At 58.6% G+C, this 21,571-nt stretch carries 17 protein-coding genes and 1 pseudogene; 6 read left to right on the forward strand and 12 right to left on the reverse strand.

Features of this window, described 5'->3' with window-relative positions; genetic code table 11:
- Positions 1 to 83 precede the first annotated feature (83 nt).
- From phoH to putP, 5 genes are all read right to left on the reverse strand, one after another.
- Positions 84 to 872 carry a phosphate starvation-inducible protein PhoH gene (gene phoH, locus ACK3CV_RS15150; RefSeq protein ID WP_015378226.1) on the reverse strand — a complete coding sequence of 263 codons (789 nt, stop codon included), beginning with the start codon at positions 870 to 872 and terminating at the stop codon, positions 84 to 86.
- Positions 873 to 1,591: 719 nt separating this feature from the next.
- Positions 1,592 to 2,890, reverse strand: a complete 1,299-nt coding sequence (gene efeB, locus ACK3CV_RS15155) for an iron uptake transporter deferrochelatase/peroxidase subunit (RefSeq protein WP_164037552.1) — start codon at positions 2,888 to 2,890, stop codon at positions 1,592 to 1,594.
- 11 nt (positions 2,891 to 2,901) lie between these two features.
- Positions 2,902 to 4,038: an iron uptake system protein EfeO gene (efeO, locus tag ACK3CV_RS15160; protein ID WP_041035588.1), complete on the reverse strand. Its 1,137-nt coding sequence runs from the start codon at positions 4,036 to 4,038 to the stop codon at positions 2,902 to 2,904.
- 20 nt (positions 4,039 to 4,058) lie between these two features.
- On the reverse strand, positions 4,059 to 4,904 hold the full coding sequence (gene efeU / locus ACK3CV_RS15165) for an iron uptake transporter permease EfeU (RefSeq protein WP_033634959.1): 846 nt from the start codon (positions 4,902 to 4,904) through the stop codon (positions 4,059 to 4,061).
- 237 nt (positions 4,905 to 5,141) lie between these two features.
- Positions 5,142 to 6,626 carry a sodium/proline symporter PutP gene (gene putP, locus ACK3CV_RS15170; RefSeq protein WP_060425873.1) on the reverse strand — a complete coding sequence of 495 codons (1,485 nt, stop codon included), beginning with the start codon at positions 6,624 to 6,626 and terminating at the stop codon, positions 5,142 to 5,144.
- A gap of 571 nt (positions 6,627 to 7,197) precedes the next feature.
- Between putP and putA the strand changes: the two genes are divergently transcribed.
- On the forward strand, positions 7,198 to 11,169 hold the full coding sequence (putA, locus tag ACK3CV_RS15175; protein WP_164037554.1) for a trifunctional transcriptional regulator/proline dehydrogenase/L-glutamate gamma-semialdehyde dehydrogenase: 3,972 nt from the start codon (positions 7,198 to 7,200) through the stop codon (positions 11,167 to 11,169).
- A gap of 211 nt (positions 11,170 to 11,380) precedes the next feature.
- Positions 11,381 to 11,476: pseudogene (locus ACK3CV_RS15180) on the forward strand (type II toxin-antitoxin system HicB family antitoxin); the annotation flags it as partial.
- A 30-nt stretch (positions 11,477 to 11,506) separates the two neighbouring features.
- Here the strand turns inward: ACK3CV_RS15180 and tcyN are convergent.
- The 7 genes from tcyN to ACK3CV_RS15215 all read right to left on the reverse strand — a co-directional run bounded on the left by tcyN (position 11,507) and on the right by ACK3CV_RS15215 (position 17,476).
- A complete protein-coding gene (gene tcyN / locus ACK3CV_RS15185) occupies positions 11,507 to 12,259 on the reverse strand; it encodes an L-cystine ABC transporter ATP-binding protein TcyN (RefSeq protein WP_033647754.1) in 753 nt (250 codons plus the stop codon).
- A gap of 3 nt (positions 12,260 to 12,262) precedes the next feature.
- Positions 12,263 to 12,925, reverse strand: coding sequence for a cystine ABC transporter permease (tcyL, locus tag ACK3CV_RS15190; RefSeq protein WP_033634963.1), 663 nt, complete (start codon positions 12,923 to 12,925; stop codon positions 12,263 to 12,265).
- Positions 12,925 to 13,725: a cystine ABC transporter substrate-binding protein gene (tcyJ, locus tag ACK3CV_RS15195; RefSeq protein ID WP_033634965.1), complete on the reverse strand. Its 801-nt coding sequence runs from the start codon at positions 13,723 to 13,725 to the stop codon at positions 12,925 to 12,927. Before tcyJ ends, tcyL begins: the two co-directional genes overlap by 1 nt.
- Positions 13,726 to 13,840: 115 nt before the next feature.
- On the reverse strand, positions 13,841 to 14,833 hold the full coding sequence (locus tag ACK3CV_RS15200; RefSeq protein WP_033634966.1) for a D-cysteine desulfhydrase: 993 nt from the start codon (positions 14,831 to 14,833) through the stop codon (positions 13,841 to 13,843).
- A gap of 123 nt (positions 14,834 to 14,956) precedes the next feature.
- Positions 14,957 to 15,466: a flagella biosynthesis regulatory protein FliZ gene (gene fliZ / locus ACK3CV_RS15205; protein ID WP_033647756.1), complete on the reverse strand. Its 510-nt coding sequence runs from the start codon at positions 15,464 to 15,466 to the stop codon at positions 14,957 to 14,959.
- Between the two features lie 55 nt (positions 15,467 to 15,521).
- Positions 15,522 to 16,244, reverse strand: a complete 723-nt coding sequence (locus ACK3CV_RS15210; protein ID WP_004934752.1) for an RNA polymerase sigma factor FliA — start codon at positions 16,242 to 16,244, stop codon at positions 15,522 to 15,524.
- Between the two features lie 182 nt (positions 16,245 to 16,426).
- Positions 16,427 to 17,476 (reverse strand): flagellin N-terminal helical domain-containing protein, encoded by a 1,050-nt coding sequence (locus ACK3CV_RS15215; protein ID WP_164037557.1) that lies wholly within the window; start codon positions 17,474 to 17,476, stop codon positions 16,427 to 16,429.
- Between the two features lie 281 nt (positions 17,477 to 17,757).
- On the opposite strand from ACK3CV_RS15215, the gene fliD reads away from it, so the two are divergent.
- The 4 genes from fliD to ACK3CV_RS15235 all read left to right on the forward strand — a co-directional run bounded on the left by fliD (position 17,758) and on the right by ACK3CV_RS15235 (position 21,132).
- A complete protein-coding gene (fliD, locus tag ACK3CV_RS15220) occupies positions 17,758 to 19,158 on the forward strand; it encodes a flagellar filament capping protein FliD (RefSeq protein WP_164037559.1) in 1,401 nt (466 codons plus the stop codon).
- Between the two features lie 26 nt (positions 19,159 to 19,184).
- Complete coding sequence (fliS, locus tag ACK3CV_RS15225; RefSeq protein WP_033634970.1) at positions 19,185 to 19,595, forward strand: flagellar export chaperone FliS; 411 nt, start codon at positions 19,185 to 19,187, stop codon at positions 19,593 to 19,595.
- Positions 19,595 to 19,963 carry a flagella biosynthesis regulatory protein FliT gene (fliT, locus tag ACK3CV_RS15230; RefSeq protein WP_004934765.1) on the forward strand — a complete coding sequence of 123 codons (369 nt, stop codon included), beginning with the start codon at positions 19,595 to 19,597 and terminating at the stop codon, positions 19,961 to 19,963. The genes fliS and fliT overlap by 1 nt, the downstream gene beginning before the upstream one ends.
- Before the next feature lie 308 nt (positions 19,964 to 20,271).
- Positions 20,272 to 21,132 carry a helix-turn-helix transcriptional regulator gene (locus tag ACK3CV_RS15235; RefSeq protein WP_033653647.1) on the forward strand — a complete coding sequence of 287 codons (861 nt, stop codon included), beginning with the start codon at positions 20,272 to 20,274 and terminating at the stop codon, positions 21,130 to 21,132.
- Positions 21,133 to 21,571 lie beyond the last annotated feature (439 nt).

Raw genomic sequence — 21,571 nt, forward strand, 5'->3', positions numbered from 1 at the left:
TAATTTACACAAAGGTTAAACGAAATGATAAATGAGGGGCGATAAAAAAGGCCGCCGAAGCGGCCTTTCCAGTAGCGGATAGGTTAACTGTAAGCGTTGAGCGTGCGCTGGCACAAAGCGGAACGCACGCAGTCCTGTTTTTCAAAGCGGATAACGCCGATCATCTCGTCCTCTTCGAAGCGCTCCAATGCATCGCTGAGGCCGGATTTCACGCCGCGCGGCAAGTCGCACTGGGTCACGTCGCCGTTAACGATAACCGTCACGTTTTCTCCCAGGCGGGTCAGGAACATTTTCATTTGGCTGGCGGTCACATTCTGGGCTTCATCCAGGATAACGACCGCATTTTCGAAGGTGCGCCCGCGCATATAAGCGAACGGCGCAATCTCTACCTTGCCGATTTCCGGGCGCAGGCAGTACTGCATAAAGGAAGATCCTAAACGACGTACCAGAATGTCATACACCGGGCGGAAATAAGGCGCGAACTTCTCGGAGATATCCCCCGGTAAGAAACCGAGGTCTTCATCCGCCTGCAAAACAGGACGGGTAACGATAATCCGATCCACCTCTTTATGAATCAGCGCCTCCGCCGCCTTGGCGGCGCTGATGAATGTTTTGCCACAGCCGGCTTCGCCGGTGGCGAAGATCAGCTGCTTATTCTCTATGGCTGATAAGTAATGACCCTGAGCTTCGGTTCTAGCCTCGATGGGTGAGCTATCGCGCTTGTCTCGCGCCATGCCGATAGACTCGACTCCCCCCATTTGCACCAGCGAGGTCACAGACTCTTCTTCCAGCTGGCGATGACTACGAGCGTCACGACGAATAACGCGTTTCGCTTCACGACGTGCTTTGATCACTGCTTTCTGTCTACCCATAGTGGCACCTTACAGTTTGTTTCACCTACCGCAACGGCCTGGCCGCGCGATTATGTTTCACACACGTATTAGGTTTTGGCCTCCTCCGAGCCAATAAGAGCCAAGGGACAAGGTGAATTGACGGCAACGCTTAAGCGCCGTGTCTTCACGGGACAACGCGGACTGCATCTGTAAACGTGGAGTAAAAAGTGATGAGATTCGGTAGCGATAAGAGTGCGGAGTTGCCGGTAAAAGAGAGTCGGAGGGATAACCCTCGTTACAACGAGAAATCAGGGGAGATGTGTTATTTTTTCTTTCCAGCCCAACCAAGGACTTTACCATTAGCGATCCCCGCAGTGATATTTACAGCTTCAAGCTGTGCACCGTGTGAAAACTACCGCCAGATGATTACAGTATAATGACATTCAATCTCGTCGCGTTACTAAAATGTAAAAAAATTTAATGTCTTTTGTTTTCAGTTAGCGCTAAAACACTATATCACGCTCGACACGTCATTCCAGAAAAATTTTTACCCCAAAAATATCAATAAATTGCAATTAAAAACCGCAAATGACACTTTGGTTTATCGATTAAATTTTGCGCAATACAAAGCCGGTGAGCCGTGCAGATTTTTTTAATCCGCAGGCAAAGCATCGAATTGAACTTCGTCGCGCAATGTCCCGCGCAATAGGCAATACAAAGTAAAACGAGGCGGAAGATCGCGCCTCGTCATTGCGCACTCAGGCCTTGAGCAAGCCGCTGGCCAGATAGTCGCCGCCCTCTTTCACACCCGGCAATACAAAGAAATACCCGCCGCCGATCGGCTTGATGTATTCCTCCAGCGCTTCGCCGTTGAGCCTTTTTTGCACCGTCAGAAATCCTTTTTCCAGATCGGCCTGATAGCAGACGAACAGCAGCCCCATTTCCAGCTGCCCGGCATTGGAGACGCCAAGGGAATAGCTGTAGCCACGCCGCAGCATCAGGTTGCTTTGGCTTTCCGGCGTGCGGGGGTTAGCCAACCGGATGTGCGCGTCCATCGGTATCACCTTGCCGTCGGGATCGTTCGCGTAGTTCGGCTCGTCATGTTCATGCTTCATACCGAGCGGCGCGCCGCTGTGCTTTTCGCGGCCAAAGATGGTTTCCTGCTCCTGCAACGGCGTGCGATCCCAAAACTCGACGCGGAAGCGAATAATGCGCGCCGCCTGGTAGCTGCCGCCCGCCGTCCACGCCGGCTCGCCGGCGCCGTCGCCGACCCACACCACTTTATCCATCAGCGGTGTGTCGTCGGTTTTCGGGTTGGCGGTGCCGTCTTTGAAGCCCAGCAGGTTAATCGGCGTTTCTTTGCCTTTGCTGCGCGCCGCATGCGCCGAGATGAACCCTTCCCGCTTCCAGCGCACGCTGAGCAGATCCGGCGAATGCTTGATGATATCCCGCAGCGCGTGGAGAGCGGTTTCATTGGTGTTGGCGCAAATCTGCAGCAACAGGTCGCCGTGGCACAGCGCGGCGTCCAGCGCATCGTTGGGGAAGCGCGTCATCTTCTGCAACCGCAGCGGTTTTTGCGCCTGCAGGCCAAAGCGTTCGTCAAACAGCGATGCGCCGACCGAAACGGTGATGGTCAGGTTGTCCGGGTAAATCTCCGGCCCCATGATGCCCGAATCGAGCGGCGGCAGCTTGGCATCCACTTCCGGCGCCTTGCCGCCGTGGGTCAGGAACGCGATGCGATCGGTCAGCAGCCGGAACAGACGCTCCAGATCCGCTTTGCTGGTCGCCAGCACGTCGAACGCCACCAGCATCATCGCCGCCTGTTGCGGCGTCAGCACCCCGGCCTGATGGCGACCATAAAACGGCTGTTTCTGCCAACGCTCATCCTGCGGCGTCGCCAACGGCTCCGCCGCGTTGCCCGCCGCCTGCGCCAGGCGGCTGCCGCCCAGCGCCAGTGCGCCCAGCCCCAGCCCTTGCAGCAAACGGCGCCGCGAAGGCGATGCCGCCCCTTGCGATTGCAGATGAGGCCCGTTATTCGGGCCTGCCTTGTTGCTCATAACCGTATGCCTCAGTCCAGGCCCAACACGCCGCGCAGTTGGGAAAGGTCTTCCGCCAGCGTGGTGATCGGCCCTTTCAACGCGTTGCGATCGGCTTCGCTCAGCTTCTCGTAGGACTCATAGCCCTCTTTGGTTTTGTACTTCGCCAAAATGGTGTCCACGGTTTTGAAGTTGGCGTCAATCTTGTCCAGCAGCGGCTTGTTGGCCTTGACCAGCAGCGGACGCAGCAGGTTAACGATCTTCTGCGCGCCGTCGACGTTGGCCTGGAAATCCCACAGGTCGGTGCGGCTATAGCGGTCTTCTTCACCGCTGATCTTGCTGGCCGCCACTTCTTCGATCAGCCCGGCTGCGCCGCCCACCACCTTGCTCGGCGGGAAGGTCAGTTCACCCACGCGTTTTTGCAGCTCAACGGTGTCCTGATACAGCCGATCGGCGTATTTATCCATGTCTTTGGTCGAGTTGTCGGCAAACAGCGCCTTCTCCAGACGGTGGAAACCGGTGAAGTTAGGGTCCGCCGATTTCTTCTCGTAGTCGTCTTCACGGGCGTCGATGCTGCCGTCCAGATCGGAGAACAGCTCGGCGATCGGCTCGATGCGCTCATAGTGCTGACGGGTCGGCGCATACAGCTTGCGCGCTTGCTCCACGTTGCCGGCCTTCACCGCGTCGGTGAACAGCTTGGTCTGTTTCACCAGCCCATCGACTTCTTTGGTGACGTAGACTTTGTATTCGGCGATCGGGCCAACCAGATCCAGCGCGCTCGGCTTGCCGTCGGTGGCGCCGTTGGCCGCCGCAGTGACGGTCAGTTTGCCTTTTGGATTGCTCAGCAGCCCGCAGGTCATATCATATTCGCCCGCTTCCAGCGTGGCGGTCATTTTCTGGGTGAAGCCCGGCGCGATGTTCTCGCGCTCTTCCACCACCATCACCCCTTTCAGGATTTCCCATTCGACGTTTTTCTGGCTGGTGTTGTGCACCACAAACTGCGTCTTGCCAGCCGACACGGTCAGCTGCATCGGTTCGCACTGCTTGTCGTTGACCGTGACCTTGACCTGCGGCACGTCCGCCGCCAGCGCATCGATGCTCAGCGCAAACGCCGGGATAGCCAGTAATGCTGCGTGCAACGCCTTGCGGCGAAATAACGGAGTAGACATACGAGATTCCCTATTACACATTAATGATTGATTTTACGTTGCGCCGGGGCCGCTGCCGGCTCCGCGCGCTGCGGCAGGAAAAAGAAAATCAGCGCCGGGATCAGATACAGGAAATAGACGGCCACTTCGCTGACCGTCGGCGCTTCCTGATAACCGAGAATGCCTTCCAGCAGGGTGCCGAACAGCGAATGGGTCGACAGGGTGCTGCTGAAATCGAAGGCGATGTCCTGGAAGTGGTTCCACAAACCAGCCTCATGGAAGGCGCGGATCGCCCCCGCGGCCAGGCCGGCGGCGACGAACAGAATGAACAGGCTGGTCCATTTGAAGAATTTGGCCAGGTGCAGCTTCACCCCGCCCCAGTAAATCATCATGCCCAGCACGATGGCGGCCGCCAGGCCGAGCACCGCGCCGATCGGCGCCGCGGCGCCCACGTCTTGCTGGAAAGCCGCCAGCAGGAAGAACACCGACTCCAGCCCTTCGCGCGCCACGGCGAAGAACACCATCGCCACCAGCGCCCACCCCTGCCCTTTGCCGGCGCTGAGCGCCTGATCGATCGCCCCTTCCAGATGCACCTTGACCGACTTGGACACTTTGCGCATCCAGAACACCATATAGGTGAGGATCACCACCGCCACCACCGCGACGATGCCTTCGAACAGCTCCTGTTGCTTCTGCGGGAACTCGCCGGTGGTTTCATTGATGAAGATGCCGAGCGCCAGACACAGCGCCGCGGCGACAATCACGCCGATCCACACCGCGCCCAGCCATTGGCTGCGCTGCGTGCGTTTCAGGTAGCTGGCGATCAGGCTGACGATCAGCGCGGCCTCCAGCCCTTCACGGAACATGATAAGAAAGGGAACAAACATAAATAATCACCCCTGAAAAGACCGCGGCGGCAGAGAAAGCTGGCTCGACATGCGCTGCGCAACTCTGTAAAGAAACGTAAAATGCAACGAGAGTGATTATCATTCTGCCAAGAAGAAATACAAGAGGCGCCAGCGTGATTTTTTCTAATCAAATGTCACCAGGTGTTGGATGACGGCGATCGGCAGGCGAAAAAAAGGGCGCGTTACGCGCCCCTTGCTGACTGACATCGAACGGCGTTATACCGTTTTATACTCGGCTTCCGCCTGATCGAAACGCTCGGTCATGGTGGCGGATGGCCGGCGGCCCATCAGGCTCACTACCACGATGGCGAGGCAGCCCAGAATAAAGCCCGGAATGATTTCATACAGGCCCAGCCATTCGTACTGTTTCCAGACGATCACCGTCACCGCGCCGACCAGCATGCCGGCCAGCGCGCCGTTGCGGGTCATGCGCGACCACATCACCGAGATCAGCACCACCGGGCCGAAGGCGGCGCCGAAACCGGCCCAGGCATAGCTCACCAGGCCCAGCACGCGGTTCTCCGGGTTGGCCGCCAGCGCGATGGCGATCAACGCCACCACCAGCACCATCACGCGGCCGACCCACACCAGCTCACGCTGGCTGGCGCCTTTGCGCAGGAACGCCTTGTACAGGTCTTCGGTGATCGCGCTGGAACACACCAGCAGCTGGCAGCTCAGGGTACTCATGACCGCCGCCAGAATTGCCGACAGCAGCACGCCCGCCACCCATGGGTTGAACAGCAGCATCGCCAGCTCGATGAACACGCGTTCGCCGTTCTGCGACACGTTGCCGGCTTGATCCGGGTTATTGGCGAAGTAAGCGATGCCGAAGAAACCGACGGCGATGGTGCCGGCCAGGCACAGGATCATCCAGGTCATGCTGATGCGGCGCGCGCTGCGGATGGTGCGGTGAGAATCCGCCGCCATGAAACGCGCCAGGATGTGCGGCTGGCCGAAGTAGCCCAGGCCCCAACCCAGCAGCGACAGGATGGCGACGAAGTTCAGCCCCTTCAGCATGTCGAGGTTGGCCGGGTTCTGCGCCTGTATCACCAGCATCGAAGTATCGATGCCGCCGACGGCGAAGATCACGATCACCGGCGTCAGGATCAGCGCGAAAATCATCAGGCTGGCCTGCACGGTGTCGGTCCAGCTCACCGCCAGGAAACCGCCGATAAAGGTATAGAGGATGGTCGCTGCGGCGCCGGCCCACAGGGCGGTTTCGTAGCTCATGCCGAAGGTGCTTTCGAACAGGCGCGCGCCGGCCACGATGCCGGAGGCGCAGTAAATGGTGAAGAACACCAGGATGACGATGGCCGAGATCACCCGCAGCAGCTTGCTGTTGTCTTCAAAGCGGCTGGTGAAATAGTCCGGCAGCGTCAGGGCGTTGTTGTTGGCTTCGGTATGCACGCGCAGCCTTCCTGCCACCAGCTTCCAGTTCAGGTAAGCGCCGATGGTCAGGCCGATGGCGATCCAGCTTTCGGAGATGCCGGAGAGGAAGATGGCGCCCGGCAGGCCCATCAGCAGCCAGCCGCTCATGTCGGAAGCGCCGGCGGACAGCGCGGTCACCACGCTGCCCAAACTGCGGCCGCCGAGAATATAGTCATCAAAGTTGTTGGTTGCCCGGTAGGCAAGCAGGCCGATCAGCACCATCCCGAAAATGTACACCAGGAAGGTCACCAGCATAGGTGTGCTCATTGTCATTTAATTCTCCACTTTCATTATTATTCGCGTTTCGCTCCGGCCACGCCGGCGCCGGTAAACCCACGCGCAATGCATTTCACTGGCCGCCGCGCCGGAACGTGGCGCAGCCTGCGAGCGAGTGCAGGTAAAATAGTTTCTGCCCGTAATTGTTGACCGTCGGTTATCCTAGATGAGCCTTTCATCAACCAACAAGATATTTAACAACAAAGTTACACAAAGTTTACCCTGCGTCACATTTACCGGGCCCGAAGGTTGCACTCACGACAAGCAAAATGAGTTGCACCCGGTCATTACCCTTATATACCGCACGGTAAAACGCCTGCGGCCGCATAAACCCCGCCGCGTTCGCTCAATAACGCAACATTCATGCCAACTGCCGATGTTAAAAAATCGATGAAACTCACACTTCGCTCATCAGCCTGATTTAACAAGGTTGCACAAAGTTGCAACATGCAGGATATTGTCTGCATTCTTAACCCCACACATCTCACGAACCTATCCCAACAGGCTTTCCGGCCTGCTGTTTGTCTAGCCTGATGGGATAGGTTCTAAACACAGGAGTTGGATTGGCATGGGCACTACCACAATGGGCGTGAAACTCGACGAGGCAACACGCGACCGGATCAAGAGCGCCGCACAGCGTATCGATCGCACGCCGCACTGGCTCATCAAGCAGGCCATCTTTAATTACCTCGAGCGTCTCGAGAGCGGTTCCGATATTCCTGAAATTCCAGCGCTGGCCGCTGCGGGCCAGCCTGAAGCGGACGACATTATGCCGCAAGCGCAGGAAGAGTCACACCAGCCATTCCTCGATTTCGCCGAACAAATTCTGCCGCAGTCGGTCACCCGCGCCGCCATCACCGCCGCCTATCGTCGCCCGGAGACCGAAGCGGTGCCGATGTTGCTCGAACAGGCGCGATTACCCGCCGATCTTGCACAGGCCACTCACAAAATGGCCTATGGCATCGCCGAGAAGTTGCGTAACCAAAAAAGTGCAAACGGCCGCGCCGGCATGGTGCAAGGCCTGCTGCAAGAGTTCTCCCTCTCCTCGCAGGAAGGCGTGGCGCTGATGTGCCTGGCGGAAGCGCTGCTGCGCATTCCGGACAAACCGACCCGCGATGCCCTGATCCGCGACAAGATCAGCAACGGCAACTGGCACTCGCACCTTGGGCGCAGCCCGTCGCTGTTCGTCAACGCCGCTACCTGGGGCCTGCTGTTCACCGGCAAACTGGTGTCCACGCATAACGAAGCCAATCTGTCCCGTTCGCTGAACCGCATTATCGGCAAGAGCGGCGAACCGCTGATCCGCAAAGGCGTGGACATGGCGATGCGCCTGATGGGCGAACAGTTCGTGACCGGCGAAACCATCGCCGAAGCGCTGGCCAACGCGCGCAAGCTCGAAGATAAAGGCTTCCGCTACTCCTACGACATGCTGGGCGAAGCCGCCCTGACCGAGGCCGACGCCCAGGCCTACCTGGTTTCCTACCAGCAGGCGATCCACGCCATCGGCAAAGCCTCCAACGGCCGCGGCATCTATGAAGGCCCCGGCATCTCCATCAAGCTGTCCGCCCTGCACCCGCGCTACAGCCGCGCGCAGTACGAACGCGTCATGGAAGAACTCTACCCGCGCCTGCTGTCGCTGACCCTGCAGGCACGCCAGTACGATATCGGCATCAACATCGACGCCGAAGAGGCCGACCGCCTGGAGATCTCGCTCGATCTGCTGGAGAAGCTGTGCTTCGAACCGCAGCTGGCCGGCTGGAACGGCATCGGCTTCGTGATTCAGGCCTACCAAAAACGTTGTCCGTTCGCCATCGACGCGGTGATCGACATGGCGCAACGCAGCCGCCGTCGCCTGATGATCCGTCTGGTGAAGGGCGCCTACTGGGACAGCGAAATCAAACGCGCCCAGATGGACGGCCTGGAAGGCTACCCGGTCTACACCCGCAAGGTCTATACCGACGTTTCCTACCTGGCCTGCGCCCGCAAGCTGCTGTCGGTGCCGAACCTGATCTATCCGCAGTTCGCCACCCACAACGCCCATACCCTGAGCGCCATCTATCACCTGGCCGGCAACAACTACTACCCTGGCCAGTATGAGTTCCAGTGCCTGCACGGCATGGGTGAACCGCTGTACGAACAGGTGGTGGGTAAAGTGGCCGACGGCAAACTGAACCGCCCTTGCCGCATCTATGCGCCGGTCGGCACCCATGAAACGCTACTGGCTTACCTGGTGCGCCGCCTGCTGGAAAACGGCGCCAACACCTCGTTCGTCAACCGCATCGCCGACGCCACCCTGCCGCTCGACGAACTGGTGGCCGATCCGGTCAGCGCCGTGGAAGCACTGGCGGCCAGCGAAGGCCAGATTGGCCTGCCGCATCCGCGCATTCCGCTGCCGCGCGAGCTGTACGGCGAGAAGCGCACCAACTCCAGCGGCCTGGATCTGTCCAACGAACAGCGTCTGGCTTCGCTCTCCAGCGCCCTGCTCACCAGCGCCAGCCATCCGTGGCGCGCGGAGCCTATCATCGACGCCGAATTGGATCAGGGCGTGGAACAGCCGGTGATCAACCCGGCCGAGCCGGGCGATGTGGTCGGCTACGTGCGTGAAGCCACCGAAAGCGAAGTCAGCCGTGCGCTCGACGCCGCCGCGGCCGCCGGCCCAATCTGGTTCGCTACGCCGCCGACGGAGCGCGCCGCGATCCTCGAACGCGCCGCCGAGCTGATGGAAAGCCAGCTGCAAAGCCTGCTGGGCATTCTGGTGCGCGAAGCCGGTAAAACCTTCAACAACGCCATCGCCGAAGTGCGCGAAGCGGTCGACTTCCTGCACTACTACGCCGGCCAGGTGCGCGACGATTTCGCCAACGACAGCCACCGCCCGCTGGGCCCGGTGGTCTGCATCAGCCCGTGGAACTTCCCGCTGGCGATCTTCACCGGCCAAATCGCCGCCGCGCTGGCGGCCGGCAACAGCGTGCTGGCCAAACCGGCCGAGCAAACGCCGCTGGTGGCCGCGCAGGCGGTGCGTATTCTGCTGGAAGCCGGCATTCCGCAAGGCGTGCTGCAGCTGCTGCCGGGCCAGGGTGAAACCGTCGGCTCAACGCTGGTCAACGACGCCCGCGTACGCGGCGTGATGTTTACCGGCTCCACCGACGTCGCCGGTATTCTGCAGCGCAGCATCGCCGGTCGTCTGGATCCGCAGGGCCGCCCGACGCCGCTGATCGCCGAAACCGGTGGCCTGAACGCCATGATCGTCGACTCTTCCGCCCTGACCGAACAGGTGGTGACCGACGTGGTGGCCTCCGCCTTCGACAGCGCCGGCCAGCGCTGCTCCGCGCTGCGTATCCTGTGCATTCAGGAAGACGTGGCCGAGCACACGCTGCAAATGCTGCGCGGCGCGATGGCCGAATGCCGCATGGGCAACCCGGAGCGCCTGTCTACCGACGTGGGCCCGGTGATCGACGCCGACGCCAAAACCGGCATCGAACGCCACATCCAGGCGATGCGCGCCAAAGGCCGCAAGGTGTACCAGGCCGCCAAAGGCAGCGCGCAGGATGAGAAAGAGTGGGCGCGCGGCACCTTCATCAAGCCGACGCTGATCGAACTCGACAGCTTCGACGAACTGCAAAAAGAGATCTTCGGCCCGGTGCTGCACGTGGTGCGCTTCCAGCGCAACAATCTGGACGCGCTGGTCGATCAGATCAACGCCGCCGGTTATGGCCTGACGCTGGGCATTCACACCCGTATCGATGAAACCATCGCCCGGGTGACCGAACGCGCCAAGGTCGGCAACCTGTACGTCAACCGTAACATGGTTGGCGCGGTGGTCGGGGTGCAGCCGTTCGGCGGCGAAGGTCTGTCTGGCACCGGCCCGAAAGCCGGCGGCCCGCTGTACCTGTACCGTCTGCTGGCCAACCGCCCGGACGACGCGCTGCAACGTACGCTGCACCGTCAGGACGAAGAGCGCCCGATGGAAGCCACCGCGCGGCCGCAGCTGCTGGGCGCGCTGCAATCGCTGGAGAAATGGGCGGTCACCAGCCAACAAGGCGAACTGGCGGCACTGGCGCAGCGCTATGCGGGGCTAGGCCAGGGCGGCACCGTACGCCCGCTGCCGGGCCCGACCGGCGAGCGCAATACCTATGCCCTGCTGCCGCGTGAACGCGTGCTGTGCCTGGCGGATAACGAAGCCGACGCACTGATCCAGTTGGCCGCCGTGCTGGCGGTCGGCAGCAGCGCGCTGTGGCCGGAAGCGGAACTGCAGCGCAATCTGTTCCGCCGCTTGCCGAACGATGTGCAGGCGCGCATCGCCTTCAGCAAAGACTGGCAGCAGGACAAGGTCGAGTTCGACGCCGCCATCTACCACGGTGATGCCGACCAGCTGCGCACCCTGTGCGAGCAGATCGCGCAGCGCGGCGGCGCCATCGTCTCGGTGCAAGGCTTCGCCCACGGTGAAACCAACATCCTGTTGGAGCGCCTGCTGATCGAACGTTCGTTGAGCGTCAACACTGCCGCCGCCGGCGGTAACGCCAGCCTGATGACCATCGGTTAACGCATCGTCAAGGCGGCCATACATTGCCGCCTGATTGGCTCACCGCTACACAAACCCTGCACTCGTGCAGGGTTTTTTATTGCCCGCAGCCCGGTCAGCCGTTAGCGTCTTGTTATCCTTGCATGAGGATGTGTCGCCTCATGGGCGATAACAATAGGGTGAGCTTAGAACGAATTAGTTTGCTTGAAAGCCGCAGCAGACCGCTACGATTCGCATTGACTCTCGGGTTCGGCAACATCCGGGATACGGCAGCCGCAGCAGGTTTCTCGCCGCCGCAGCGCGAAACGAATTGTTGAAAGCGGAGTAAATGCGGGCGGGGGAAGCTCCCCCCGCCGCCTTACTGATTCCGGAACTTGTCGAGGAATTGCTGAGTGCGCTGGTGCTGCGGGTTGGCGAACAGCGCTTTGGCCGGGCCCTGTTCGACGATGCGGCCGTGATCCATAAAGATAACCCGGTCGGCCACGTCGCGGGCGAAACTCATCTCATGGGTGACTATCACCATGGTGCGTTTCTCTTCCGCCAGTGAGCGCATGGTATTGAGCACTTCCCCCACCAGCTCGGGATCGAGCGCCGACGTCGGCTCATCGAACAAAATCACCTCCGGCTGCATCGCCAGCGCGCGCGCAATAGCCACTCGCTGCTGTTGGCCGCCGGACAGCCGCCGCGGATAAGCCTGCTCCTTGCCGCTCAGCCCCACCTTGGCCAGCAACGCGCGGGCGCGCTGTTCCGCGCTGGCTTTCGCCTCGCCCTTGACGACCACCGGCCCTTCGATGATGTTTTCCAGCACCGAACGATGCGGGAACAGGTTGAAGCTCTGGAACACGAAACCGACCTGCTGACGCAGCGCGCGCACCTGATTTTTCTGCTTGCTCAGCGGCTTGCTGCCGTCGATCAGGATGTCGCCGACGCGAATGGTGCCTGAATCCGGCTCCTCCAGCAGGTTGATGCAGCGCAACAAGGTGGTTTTCCCCGAACCGCTTGGGCCGATGATCGCCACCACTTCGCCGGCGTCCACCGCCAGATCGATCCCATGCAGCACCGTCTGACCCTTGAACTGCTTGGTCAATTGCTTAACTTCAATGGCACTCATGCGCTACTCCTGATCCTGGCGATTGACGTGGGCTTCCAGACGGTTTTGCAGTGCGGAAAGCAGGGTCGCCATCACCCAGTAAATCAGCGATGCCGCCAGGTACATGGTGAACACTTCCAGCGTGCGCGAGGTGATCAACTGCGCCTGGCGGAACAGCTCCGGCACCTGAATGGTGGCGGCCAGCGAGGTGTCTTTCACCAGGCCGATGAAGCTGTTGCCCAACGGCGGCAAGGCGGTGCGCGCCGCCTGCGGCAGGATCACCCGGCGCAGGGTTTGCCAACGGGTCATGCCGATGCTGGCGGCGGCTTCCCACTGCCCTTTGTCGATCGACGAAATCGCCGCGCGCAGCGTTTCCGAGGTGTAGGCGGCGGTATTGAGCGACAGGCCAATCAGCGCCGCCGGGAAAGGATCGAACTCGATGCCGAACTGCGGCAGACCGTAATAGATCATAAACAGCTGGGCGATCAACGGCGTGCCGCGGAACAGCGATACGTAAATGCGCGACAGCCACGCCAGCGGCCAAAGCGGCGAAAGGCGCATCAGCGCCAGCAGAAAACCAAGCAACAGGCCGAACGCCATACCGCCCAGGCTAAGCTGAAGCGTCAGTATTGCGCCCTTCAATAAAAATGGCGCTGAATCCAGCGCCAGTTGAATACTTTCGTGCATTATTTAGTTACGTCCGCGCCAAACCATTTCTCGGAGATCTTCGCCAGCGTGCCATCTTTTTGCATCTCGGCGATCGCCTGGTCAATCGCGGCCAGCAGCTCCGGGTTGTTCTTGCGCAGCGCCACGCCGGACTCCTGGCGGGAGAACGCCGGGCCGGCTACCGCCAGCGTATCGCCGGTTTTCTTCACCAGATCCAGCGCCGCCAGGCGATCCACCAGAATGGCGTTGATGCGGCCGACGCGCAAATCCTGATACTTGGTCGGGTCGTCGTCGTAGGTACGCACGTCCACACCCTGCACGTTCGCGCGCAGCCATTGCTCATAGTTGGTGCCCAGGCCAACGCCGACCTTCTTGCCCTTCAGGTCTTCCGGCTTGGTGATGGTGCCTTCGTTGCCTTTTTTCACCAGCGCCTGAATACCGGAAACGGTGTAAGGGGTGGAGAAATCATATTTCTTCTTGCGCTCATCAGAGATGGTCACCTGGTTGATCACCACATCGATGCGTTTTGATTCCAGCGAAGCCAGCATGCCGTCCCACTTGGTCGGGTTCAGCTTGGCCTTCACGCCCAAATGTTCCGCCAGCGCGTTGGCGAAATCCACTTCGAAACCGGTCAATTTGCCGTCTTCACCCTGGAAGCTGAACGGCGGATAGGTGCCTTCCAGACCGACGATCAGCGTGCCGCGCTGTTTCACCTGCTGCAGCAGATTGTCGGCGGCGTAGGCTTGAGTTGCCAAACCGGCGGCCAACGCGACGCTCACCACGCCCAACAGCCATTGACGACGAACTTTCGCAAACATCATAAACACCCCTGTGTGTTATTTATCTTTTTTGATATCAGCACTTTAACAGTGCGACCGCCCGCATAAAGGAATATAACCTTATAAATATAGTTCAAAATGGAATAACAAGCGGTATTTACACCTGCGGATGGTAGGCGAACAGCGCCGGCGCACCGCCGGTGTGAACGAACAGGATAGGCCCTTCGTCGCGGAAACGCCGCTGGGCGATGCCGTCGATCAAACCGGCCATCGCTTTGCCGGTGTATACCGGATCCAGCAACACGCCTTCTTGCTGCGCCAGCAGCTGCACCGCCGCCATGCCCTCTTCGTTCGGCATGCCGTACTGCGGCGCGAAGTAATCGTCCCACAGCGCGATCGGCGCCAGTTCGTCGATATTCAGCGAACAGGCCAGGGCTTTCTGGATCTGCTCCACCTTCGGCAGCTGATCGATCACGGTGCGCGAGACCGTCACGCCGATCAACTCGGTTTCGGGCAGCAGCTGTTGCAGCCCCACCGCCAGCCCGGCATGGGTGCCGGCGCTGCCGGACGCCACCACCACCGAACTGAACGCCACGTTGCTGCGTTGGCTCTGTTCGGCGATTTCCAATGCGCACTGCACGTATCCCAACGCGCCCAGGGCATTGGAGCCGCCCACCGGCACCACGTAAGGCCGGAAGCCCTGCGCCTCGAGGCGCGTCGCCAGTTCCGCCAACTGCTGCTGCGGATCGTGCAGTGCTTCGCACATCACCACCTCGGCGTTGAACAGGCCGAGCAACAGGCGGTTGCCGTTGGTCAGGTAGTTTTCCGCACGGGTATCGATGGGATTTTCCAGCAGCGCGACGCAGTGCAGGCCCAGTTTCGCCGCCACCGCCGCCGTCTGGCGCACATGGTTGGATTGAATAGCGCCGGCGGTGACCAGCGTATCGGCGCCTTGACGCAGCGCATCTGCGGCCAAAAACTCCAGCTTTCTCAGCTTGTTGCCGCCCATCGCCATAGGGGTGACATCGTCACGTTTGAGGTAAATTTCACGGCCGAGGTAATCGGAGAGACGGGACAGTTTTTCGAGCGGTGTGGCGGCGCCAACCAGATCCAGACGCGGAAATTGCGCCAGTTGTTGTTGCAGGTTCACTACTTCCCCCCAGGGAATCGAATATCGACATCTAATAACCGATAGATTTAGCAGATGTGAACTGAATAATCATCCTTTATCACGGGGGGAGCCGCAGATCCCGGCCAGCGGCCGGGGAAAGTCTCAGTAGCTGCGCTGCCAGGCGAGATACTGATCGTATTTGCGCAGCGCAATGCGGTAGTTGTTGTGCGCCGCGCTAGGCAGATCGTCAATGATGCGCTGATGGCTGGCGCAGTTGGCGAATTTGTCCGCCGGGTAATTGCGCGCCACCAGCATTTCATCCAGCCGGCGCAGCCGCACCACGTACTCGCGAATGGTGCTGTGGCTCATCTCGGTCTGTTCGAACAAATATTGCTTGAACGCCATGATGTCGAAATAGCTCGGGTGGCTGTTGCAGGAAATCTCGCTGCAAAAGCGGCACAGTGCGGTCAGCTCATGCTGCACGTTTTGCCAGACCGCATCGTCGATCGGCTGATCCATGCGCGCGATGGCTTCTTTATTGATGATTTTGCCGCGAAACACCAGCGCCATGCGGTCCAACAGCTTACCGCACTGGGAGCAATGCGTCTGGCTGTGTTTGTAATCTTTCAGGTAACGGCTAAGCGGCCGTTTCTTCAACAGTATTCCTGGCATAAGGGGCAGTCCGATTGTCGCATGAGTCATCGAGTTGAGAGGCGGCGGGCCGCCGTCAGGTATCGTTCGCCAGCCGCGCGCGCAGGCGCTTGATCGCCTGACTGTGCAGTTGGCTGACGCGGGATTCCCCGACGTCCAGCACGGCGCCGATCTCCTTGAGATTCAACTCTTCCTGGTAATACAGCGTCAGCACCATTTTTTCGCGCTCCGGCAACGCCTCGATGGCGTCGATCACTCGCTGGCGCAGGCTGCCTTCCAACAGGTGATGCAGCGGGTTGGCCTCTTCATGCCCTTCCAGCATCGGTTCCGCGTTCTCGCCATGCTCCTCGCGCCATTCGTCGTAGGAGAAAAGCTGGCTGTTATTGGTGTCCAACAGAATTTGACGGTACTCATCCAGCGAGATATTCAGCGTCTGCGCCACTTCCGTCTCGCTCGCCGGGCGGCCGTAACGCTGTTCCAGCTGCCGCATCACCTGCGCGACCTCGCGCGCATGGCGCCGCACGCTGCGCGGCACCCAGTCGCGGCTGCGCAGCTCGTCGAGCATCGCGCCGCGAATGCGCTGCACCGCATAGGTGGTAAAGGCGGTTCCCTGTAGGGCGTCATAACGCTCAACGGCGTTCAGTAGCCCGATTCCCCCGGCCTGCAACAGGTCGTCAAGCTCCACGCTGGCGGGCAGCCTGACCTGCAGGCGCAACGCCTCGTGGCGCACTAACGGCACGTAGCGCAGCCAGAGAGAATTTTTGTCCATCACGCCTTCGGCGGTATACAGATCGCTCACTATGTCTTAAACCTGCGGATAAGAGAGTCAGCGCTATTATGCGTAGGGGGCAGAATGCCAATCGGCTGAACAGTCGCACAAAACGGGCTTTATTTGCGCCATGTAATAACCGCGCGGTGCGCGAGCATAAAAAAACCCCGCCGAAGCGGGGTTTCTTTGCGACAGTTAATCGGGAGAGACGATTAACGCAGCAGGGACAGAACGTTCTGAGTAGACTGGTTAGCCTGTGCCAGAACAGAGGTGCCAGCCTGTTGCAGGATGTTGGCACGGCTCATGTTGGACACTTCGGTCGCGTAGTCAGCATCCTGGATACGGGACTGAGAAGCGGCCAGGTTGTTTACGGTGCTGTTCAGGTTGTTGATAACAGAATCGAAACGGTTCTGTACCGCACCCAGGGAAGAACGCAGGCCGTCAACCTGTGCCAGCGCTTTGTCCAGGGTATCCAGTGGGTTTTTGATGGTAACGTCAGCGCCTTCGGTTACAACGCCAGCATCAGTGATTTTTGCTTCTTTGTAGGTTTTTACGCCGTCTTTATCAGTAGTCTGAACGTAGTTAACCGCGTTGCCATCTTTGTCTTTGCCAGCAACCAGTTCTTTGCCTGCAGCCAGAGTGGATTTAGCAGAGTCATAAGTCACGTCCGCGCCGCTGTCAGCTTTAATTACGGTACCGTTAGCCACGGCTGCACCAACAGATGGACCTTTGTCGGTCACGTTGAAGGTATCCAGACCCAGTTGCTTAGCGTCGATTTTTTTCAGGTCGATATCGATGGTTTCACCGTCGTTAGCGCCAACCTGGATGGTCAGTTTCTGATCGCTGCTCAGCACTTTCACGCCGTTGAAGTCAGTCTGCTCGGAGATACGGTTGATTTCAGACAGACGCTGAGTGATTTCGTCCTGGATGGATTTCAGGTCGCTGGTGGAGTTAGAACCGTTCTGCGCCTGTACGGTCAGACGACGGATGTTCTGCAGGTTGTCGTTAACTTCGTTCAGTGCGCCTTCAGTGGTCTGCGCCAGAGAGATACCGTCGTTGGCGTTACGGGAAGCCTGAGTCAGGCCTTTGATGTTTGCAGTGAAACGGTTGGAGATAGCCTGACCCGCAGCATCGTCTTTCGCGCTGTTGATACGCAGACCGGAAGACAGACGCTCAATCGCAGTGCCCAGAGAAGACTGAGATTTGTTCAGGTTGTTCTGCGCCATCAGCGACAGGCTGTTAGTGTTGATTACTTGTGCCATTGTTTGCTTTCCTTACGAGTCAGTTGCGTTCTTCGCAACACGGTTAAAAGGTTCGGGCTTGTTTGCCCACGGCGTCAACCACCGTCCCCTCAGGTATCGGCCCTCCCCTAACAACCTTTAGAATTTTTTTAATTTTTTTTGCGTCCTCCGCAATGGCGGAAATAACGCGGTTTTTCCCTCTTCTATTGCGCCATCGGTTTTTTGTTTTTTTCGGTAAACTTTTTCATCACTGGGCCGATAACGCGTAAAGCGAATAAAGTCATAATCAAGGAGAATTACCCATGGCAACGATCAGTTCATTAGGTCTCGGCTCAGGACTCGACCTCAATGGCCTGCTGGACAAGCTGACCAAAGCGGAACAACAGCGCCTGACCCCTTACACCACCAAACAATCCAGCTATAAAGCCCAGTTGACCGGTTACGGCACGCTGAAGGGCGCGTTGGAAAAGTTCGACAACCTCAGCAAAGAGATGGCGAAAGAGGACTTCTTCAAGGCCACCACCGCTACCGAACATGACGCCTTCAAGATCACCACCAACGCCAAGGCGGTGCCGGGCAACTATGTGGTGGAAGTGAAGAACCTGGCGCAGGCGCAAACCCTGACCACGCAGGCGAAAGTCAGCGACCAGGGCGCCAAGTTAGGCACCGAAGGCGCCACCGACCGTTCCCTGACCATCACCGCCGGCAACCCGCCGAAAGCCACCAAAATCCCGCTGAGCGACGATCAAACCTCGCTGGTTGAGATGCGCGACGCCATCAACGGCGCCAAGGCCGGCGTCACCGCCAGCATCATGCGCGTCGGCGACAACGACTACCAGCTGGCGATCAGCTCTTCCACCACCGGCGAAAACAACAAGATCTCCCTCCAGGTCGACAATGACGACAAACTGGGCGATATCCTGAACTACAACGCCACCCGCGGCACCACCACCGCCATGAAGCAGACGGTCGCACCACAGGACGCGGAGCTGATGGTGAACGGCACGGCCATCAAACGCAGCACCAACTCGATTAGCGATGCCCTGCAGGGCGTCACCATCGATCTGAAAACCAAAACCAAAACCGATGAACCGCAACACCTGGTGATCAGCACCAACACCGCCGGCACCACCGACAAGATCAAAGAGTGGGTCGACAGCTATAACTCGCTGCTGGACACCTTCAACTCGCTGTCCAAGTTCACCCCGGTGAAAACCGGCGAAGCGCCAAACCCAACCAACGGCCCGCTGCTGGGCGACAACACCCTGCGCGGCGTTCAGTCGTCGATCAAAAGCGCCCTGAGCGCAGCCCAGGACAACCCGGAGTTAAAAGGCCTGGGCAACCTCGGCATTTCCACCAACACCAAAACCGGCAAGCTGGAAATCGACAGCGCCAAGCTGAAGAAAGCGATGGATGAGAAGCCGGATCAAGTCAGCAACTTCTTCGTCGGTAACGGCAAAGACACCGGCATGGCCACCGAGATCCACAACGAGATCCAGAACTACATCAAATCCGGCGGCATCATCGAGAACTCGACCAAAAGCATCAACACCAACCTCGATCGCCTGAACAGCCAGATCACCACGGTCACCGCCAGCATTCAGAACACCATCGATCGTTATAAACAACAGTTCGTTCAGCTGGATACCATGATGTCGAAAATGAACGGCACCAGTAACTATTTGGCTCAACAGTTCAAGTAACCCTTTAACAAGGTAAAAGAAACAACATGTATAACAGAAGCGGCACTCAGGCCTATGCACAGGTCAGTCTGGAAAGCGGCGCCATGAGCGCCAGCCCGCACCAGTTAATCGTGATGTTGTTCGACGGGGCGCTCAGCGCCCTGCTTCGCGCACGCATCCTGATGAACCAGGGCGATATCGCCGGCAAAGGTATGGCGCTGTCCAAAGCCATCAACATCATCGACAACGGCCTGAAAGGCGGCCTGGACCCTCAACAGGGCGGCGAAATCGCCGAAAACCTGGCGGCGTTGTACGACTATATGAAGCGGCGTCTGATGCAGGCCAACCTGAACAACGACGAAGCGGCGATCGCCGAAGTGGTCAAACTGCTGGAAAACATCGCCGATGCCTGGCGCCAGATTGGCCCCAACTACCAACCTTCGCAGGACGCCGTGTAATGGAACGTCAACAGCAGCTGTTAGCCGCTTATCAACAAATTTACAGCCTGAGCAGCCAGATGATCGCGCTGGCGCAAACCGGGCGCTGGGAGGAGCTCGTCGAGCTCGAATTCGCTTACGTAACGGCGGTGGAAAAAACCGCCGCCTTTACCGGGCAAGCCGGCCCGTCAATGGCGTTGCAGGAGATGCTGCGCAATAAGCTGCAACAGATCCTCGACAACGAAACCGAGCTCAAACGTCTGTTACAGCAGCGCATGGATGAGCTGAAAATGCTGATCGAACAGTCCACGCGCCAGAACGTGGTCAACAATACCTACGGCCAGTTTCATGACCGTGCGCTGTTGCTGGGGGAGCCACAGGTCCGATAAGATCGACAATACTGACGAAAATGGATTAAATAGCACTATGCGCTATTACTCTCGGGTTACGTTAGGATATTAATCTATGGCATTTGAATTATTCAGTTTATGGGTAATTGGTAAAATGCGCGCTTCGAGCCTGGCTCTCACTTTAATGGATAAACATTATCCCGACACGGACGTTTTCTGTTCAGCAGGAAATTGATTTTTGATAGATAAAACACGCCGCTGTGTTTCACGGCCCATGGAAAAATGTTGCTCCAACGCGGATCAAAGCGTAAAGATATTCTCAGATAATGGCTGCGAAATGAATATCGATGGAACGTACAATTAATCTCTGTCCAGGAATTGGCGCCTCAGCGCACATCATTCAGCATACTGAATTATTATTCCCTTCAGTCTATTTTGAGCAACCACATCTGTATCTGATACAACAGGGCCATAAGCGCGTACGCTGGCAACAACGCGAGGTGGTGGCTCATGCCGGCGAGCTGTTGATAATCGACGGGGGGCAAACGGTGGATATTATTAACGGCCCATCCGAAGAAGGCGTTTTCAGTTGCCAGTTGCTGACCTGCGACCCACTGCTGCTCACCGTTCAGCCTCCGGCCGAGGACGCGCCGGCGCCGATGCCGTTTGATGCCGTCCTGGCGCTGCGCAGCCTGCCCTGCGCCCTGAAGCACAGTTTTGAGACCACCAGCCTGGCGCTGGCGCTCCGGCAGCGGTTTCCCACCATCATCGTGCGGCACAAAATGCTGGAAATTCTGCTGTGGCTGGCCCAGTTCGGCATTCGCTTCATCCACAACGAAGCCAAAGACCTCACCCAACGTGTGCGTCGCTGCCTGGCAACCGATCCGCACAGCATTTGGACGGCGGCCAAAGTGGCGGAAAGCCTGTCGATGAGCGAAGTGATGTTGCGCCGCAAACTGTCGATGGAAAATACCGCGTTGCGCAACCTGATGATCGACGTGCGCATGAGTAGCGCACTGGCCCTGCTGCAGTCGACCGACTGGCCGATTTCCGCCATCGCGCAACATGTCGGCTATGAAAGCGCGTCACGTTTCGCCGAACGTTTTCGCAAACGCTTCGGTTTCGCCCCGACCGCCATTCGCGGTCACCAAAGGATTATGGAGCCAACCTCCCAGGGAGTCGAAACGATGGCCACCGGAGAAACCTAAATAGACGCGTAACAAAATGGTTTTATTTGGCACAGGTCCCTAACGATTGTCACAATGCTGCGACATGCAACGCAACGTCGATCCGCCGAAGAGCGAATTAAATGATGCGTAATGAAAAGCGATTATTTTTTCTCTGCCAATCACGTTAGTTGGTGCTGTGGCTGTTGGTATTGCCGTATGAAGAAGAGAGGGTGCGTTTGCTTACCGCACAATAAAACGGCCAGGCTTTTTATCGCCTGGCCAGACTTCAGTCCAGTTTAACCAGAACGCCAATTAACACGACGAGTACCGTCAGCAATAAAATACTGATCAGACGCCATCTGGATTCGCTTTTAGTGCTCATTGACCTGCCTCGAATAATAACCCTACTAATCAGGCCATAATAAACGGCTGCCTGCGCACCCAATAAGCCTGACAGCGCCGTTTTCGTCCCTCTATT

The organism is Serratia sp. TSO36, from assembly GCF_057808395.1.

Coding starts and splice junctions, on each gene's coding strand:
- phoH (WP_015378226.1), bottom strand. CDS start 872: ATGGGTAGACAGAAAGCAGTGATCAAAGCACGTCGTGAAGCGAAACGC.
- efeB (WP_164037552.1), bottom strand. CDS start 2,890: ATGAGCAACAAGGCAGGCCCGAATAACGGGCCTCATCTGCAATCGCAA.
- efeO (WP_041035588.1), bottom strand. CDS start 4,038: ATGTCTACTCCGTTATTTCGCCGCAAGGCGTTGCACGCAGCATTACTG.
- efeU (WP_033634959.1), bottom strand. CDS start 4,904: ATGTTTGTTCCCTTTCTTATCATGTTCCGTGAAGGGCTGGAGGCCGCG.
- putP (WP_060425873.1), bottom strand. CDS start 6,626: ATGACAATGAGCACACCTATGCTGGTGACCTTCCTGGTGTACATTTTC.
- putA (WP_164037554.1), top strand. CDS start 7,198: ATGGGCACTACCACAATGGGCGTGAAACTCGACGAGGCAACACGCGAC.
- tcyN (WP_033647754.1), bottom strand. CDS start 12,259: ATGAGTGCCATTGAAGTTAAGCAATTGACCAAGCAGTTCAAGGGTCAG.
- tcyL (WP_033634963.1), bottom strand. CDS start 12,925: ATGCACGAAAGTATTCAACTGGCGCTGGATTCAGCGCCATTTTTATTG.
- tcyJ (WP_033634965.1), bottom strand. CDS start 13,725: ATGATGTTTGCGAAAGTTCGTCGTCAATGGCTGTTGGGCGTGGTGAGC.
- fliZ (WP_033647756.1), bottom strand. CDS start 15,466: ATGCCAGGAATACTGTTGAAGAAACGGCCGCTTAGCCGTTACCTGAAA.
- ACK3CV_RS15215 (WP_164037557.1), bottom strand. CDS start 17,476: ATGGCACAAGTAATCAACACTAACAGCCTGTCGCTGATGGCGCAGAAC.
- fliD (WP_164037559.1), top strand. CDS start 17,758: ATGGCAACGATCAGTTCATTAGGTCTCGGCTCAGGACTCGACCTCAAT.
- fliS (WP_033634970.1), top strand. CDS start 19,185: ATGTATAACAGAAGCGGCACTCAGGCCTATGCACAGGTCAGTCTGGAA.
- fliT (WP_004934765.1), top strand. CDS start 19,595: ATGGAACGTCAACAGCAGCTGTTAGCCGCTTATCAACAAATTTACAGC.
- ACK3CV_RS15235 (WP_033653647.1), top strand. CDS start 20,272: ATGGAACGTACAATTAATCTCTGTCCAGGAATTGGCGCCTCAGCGCAC.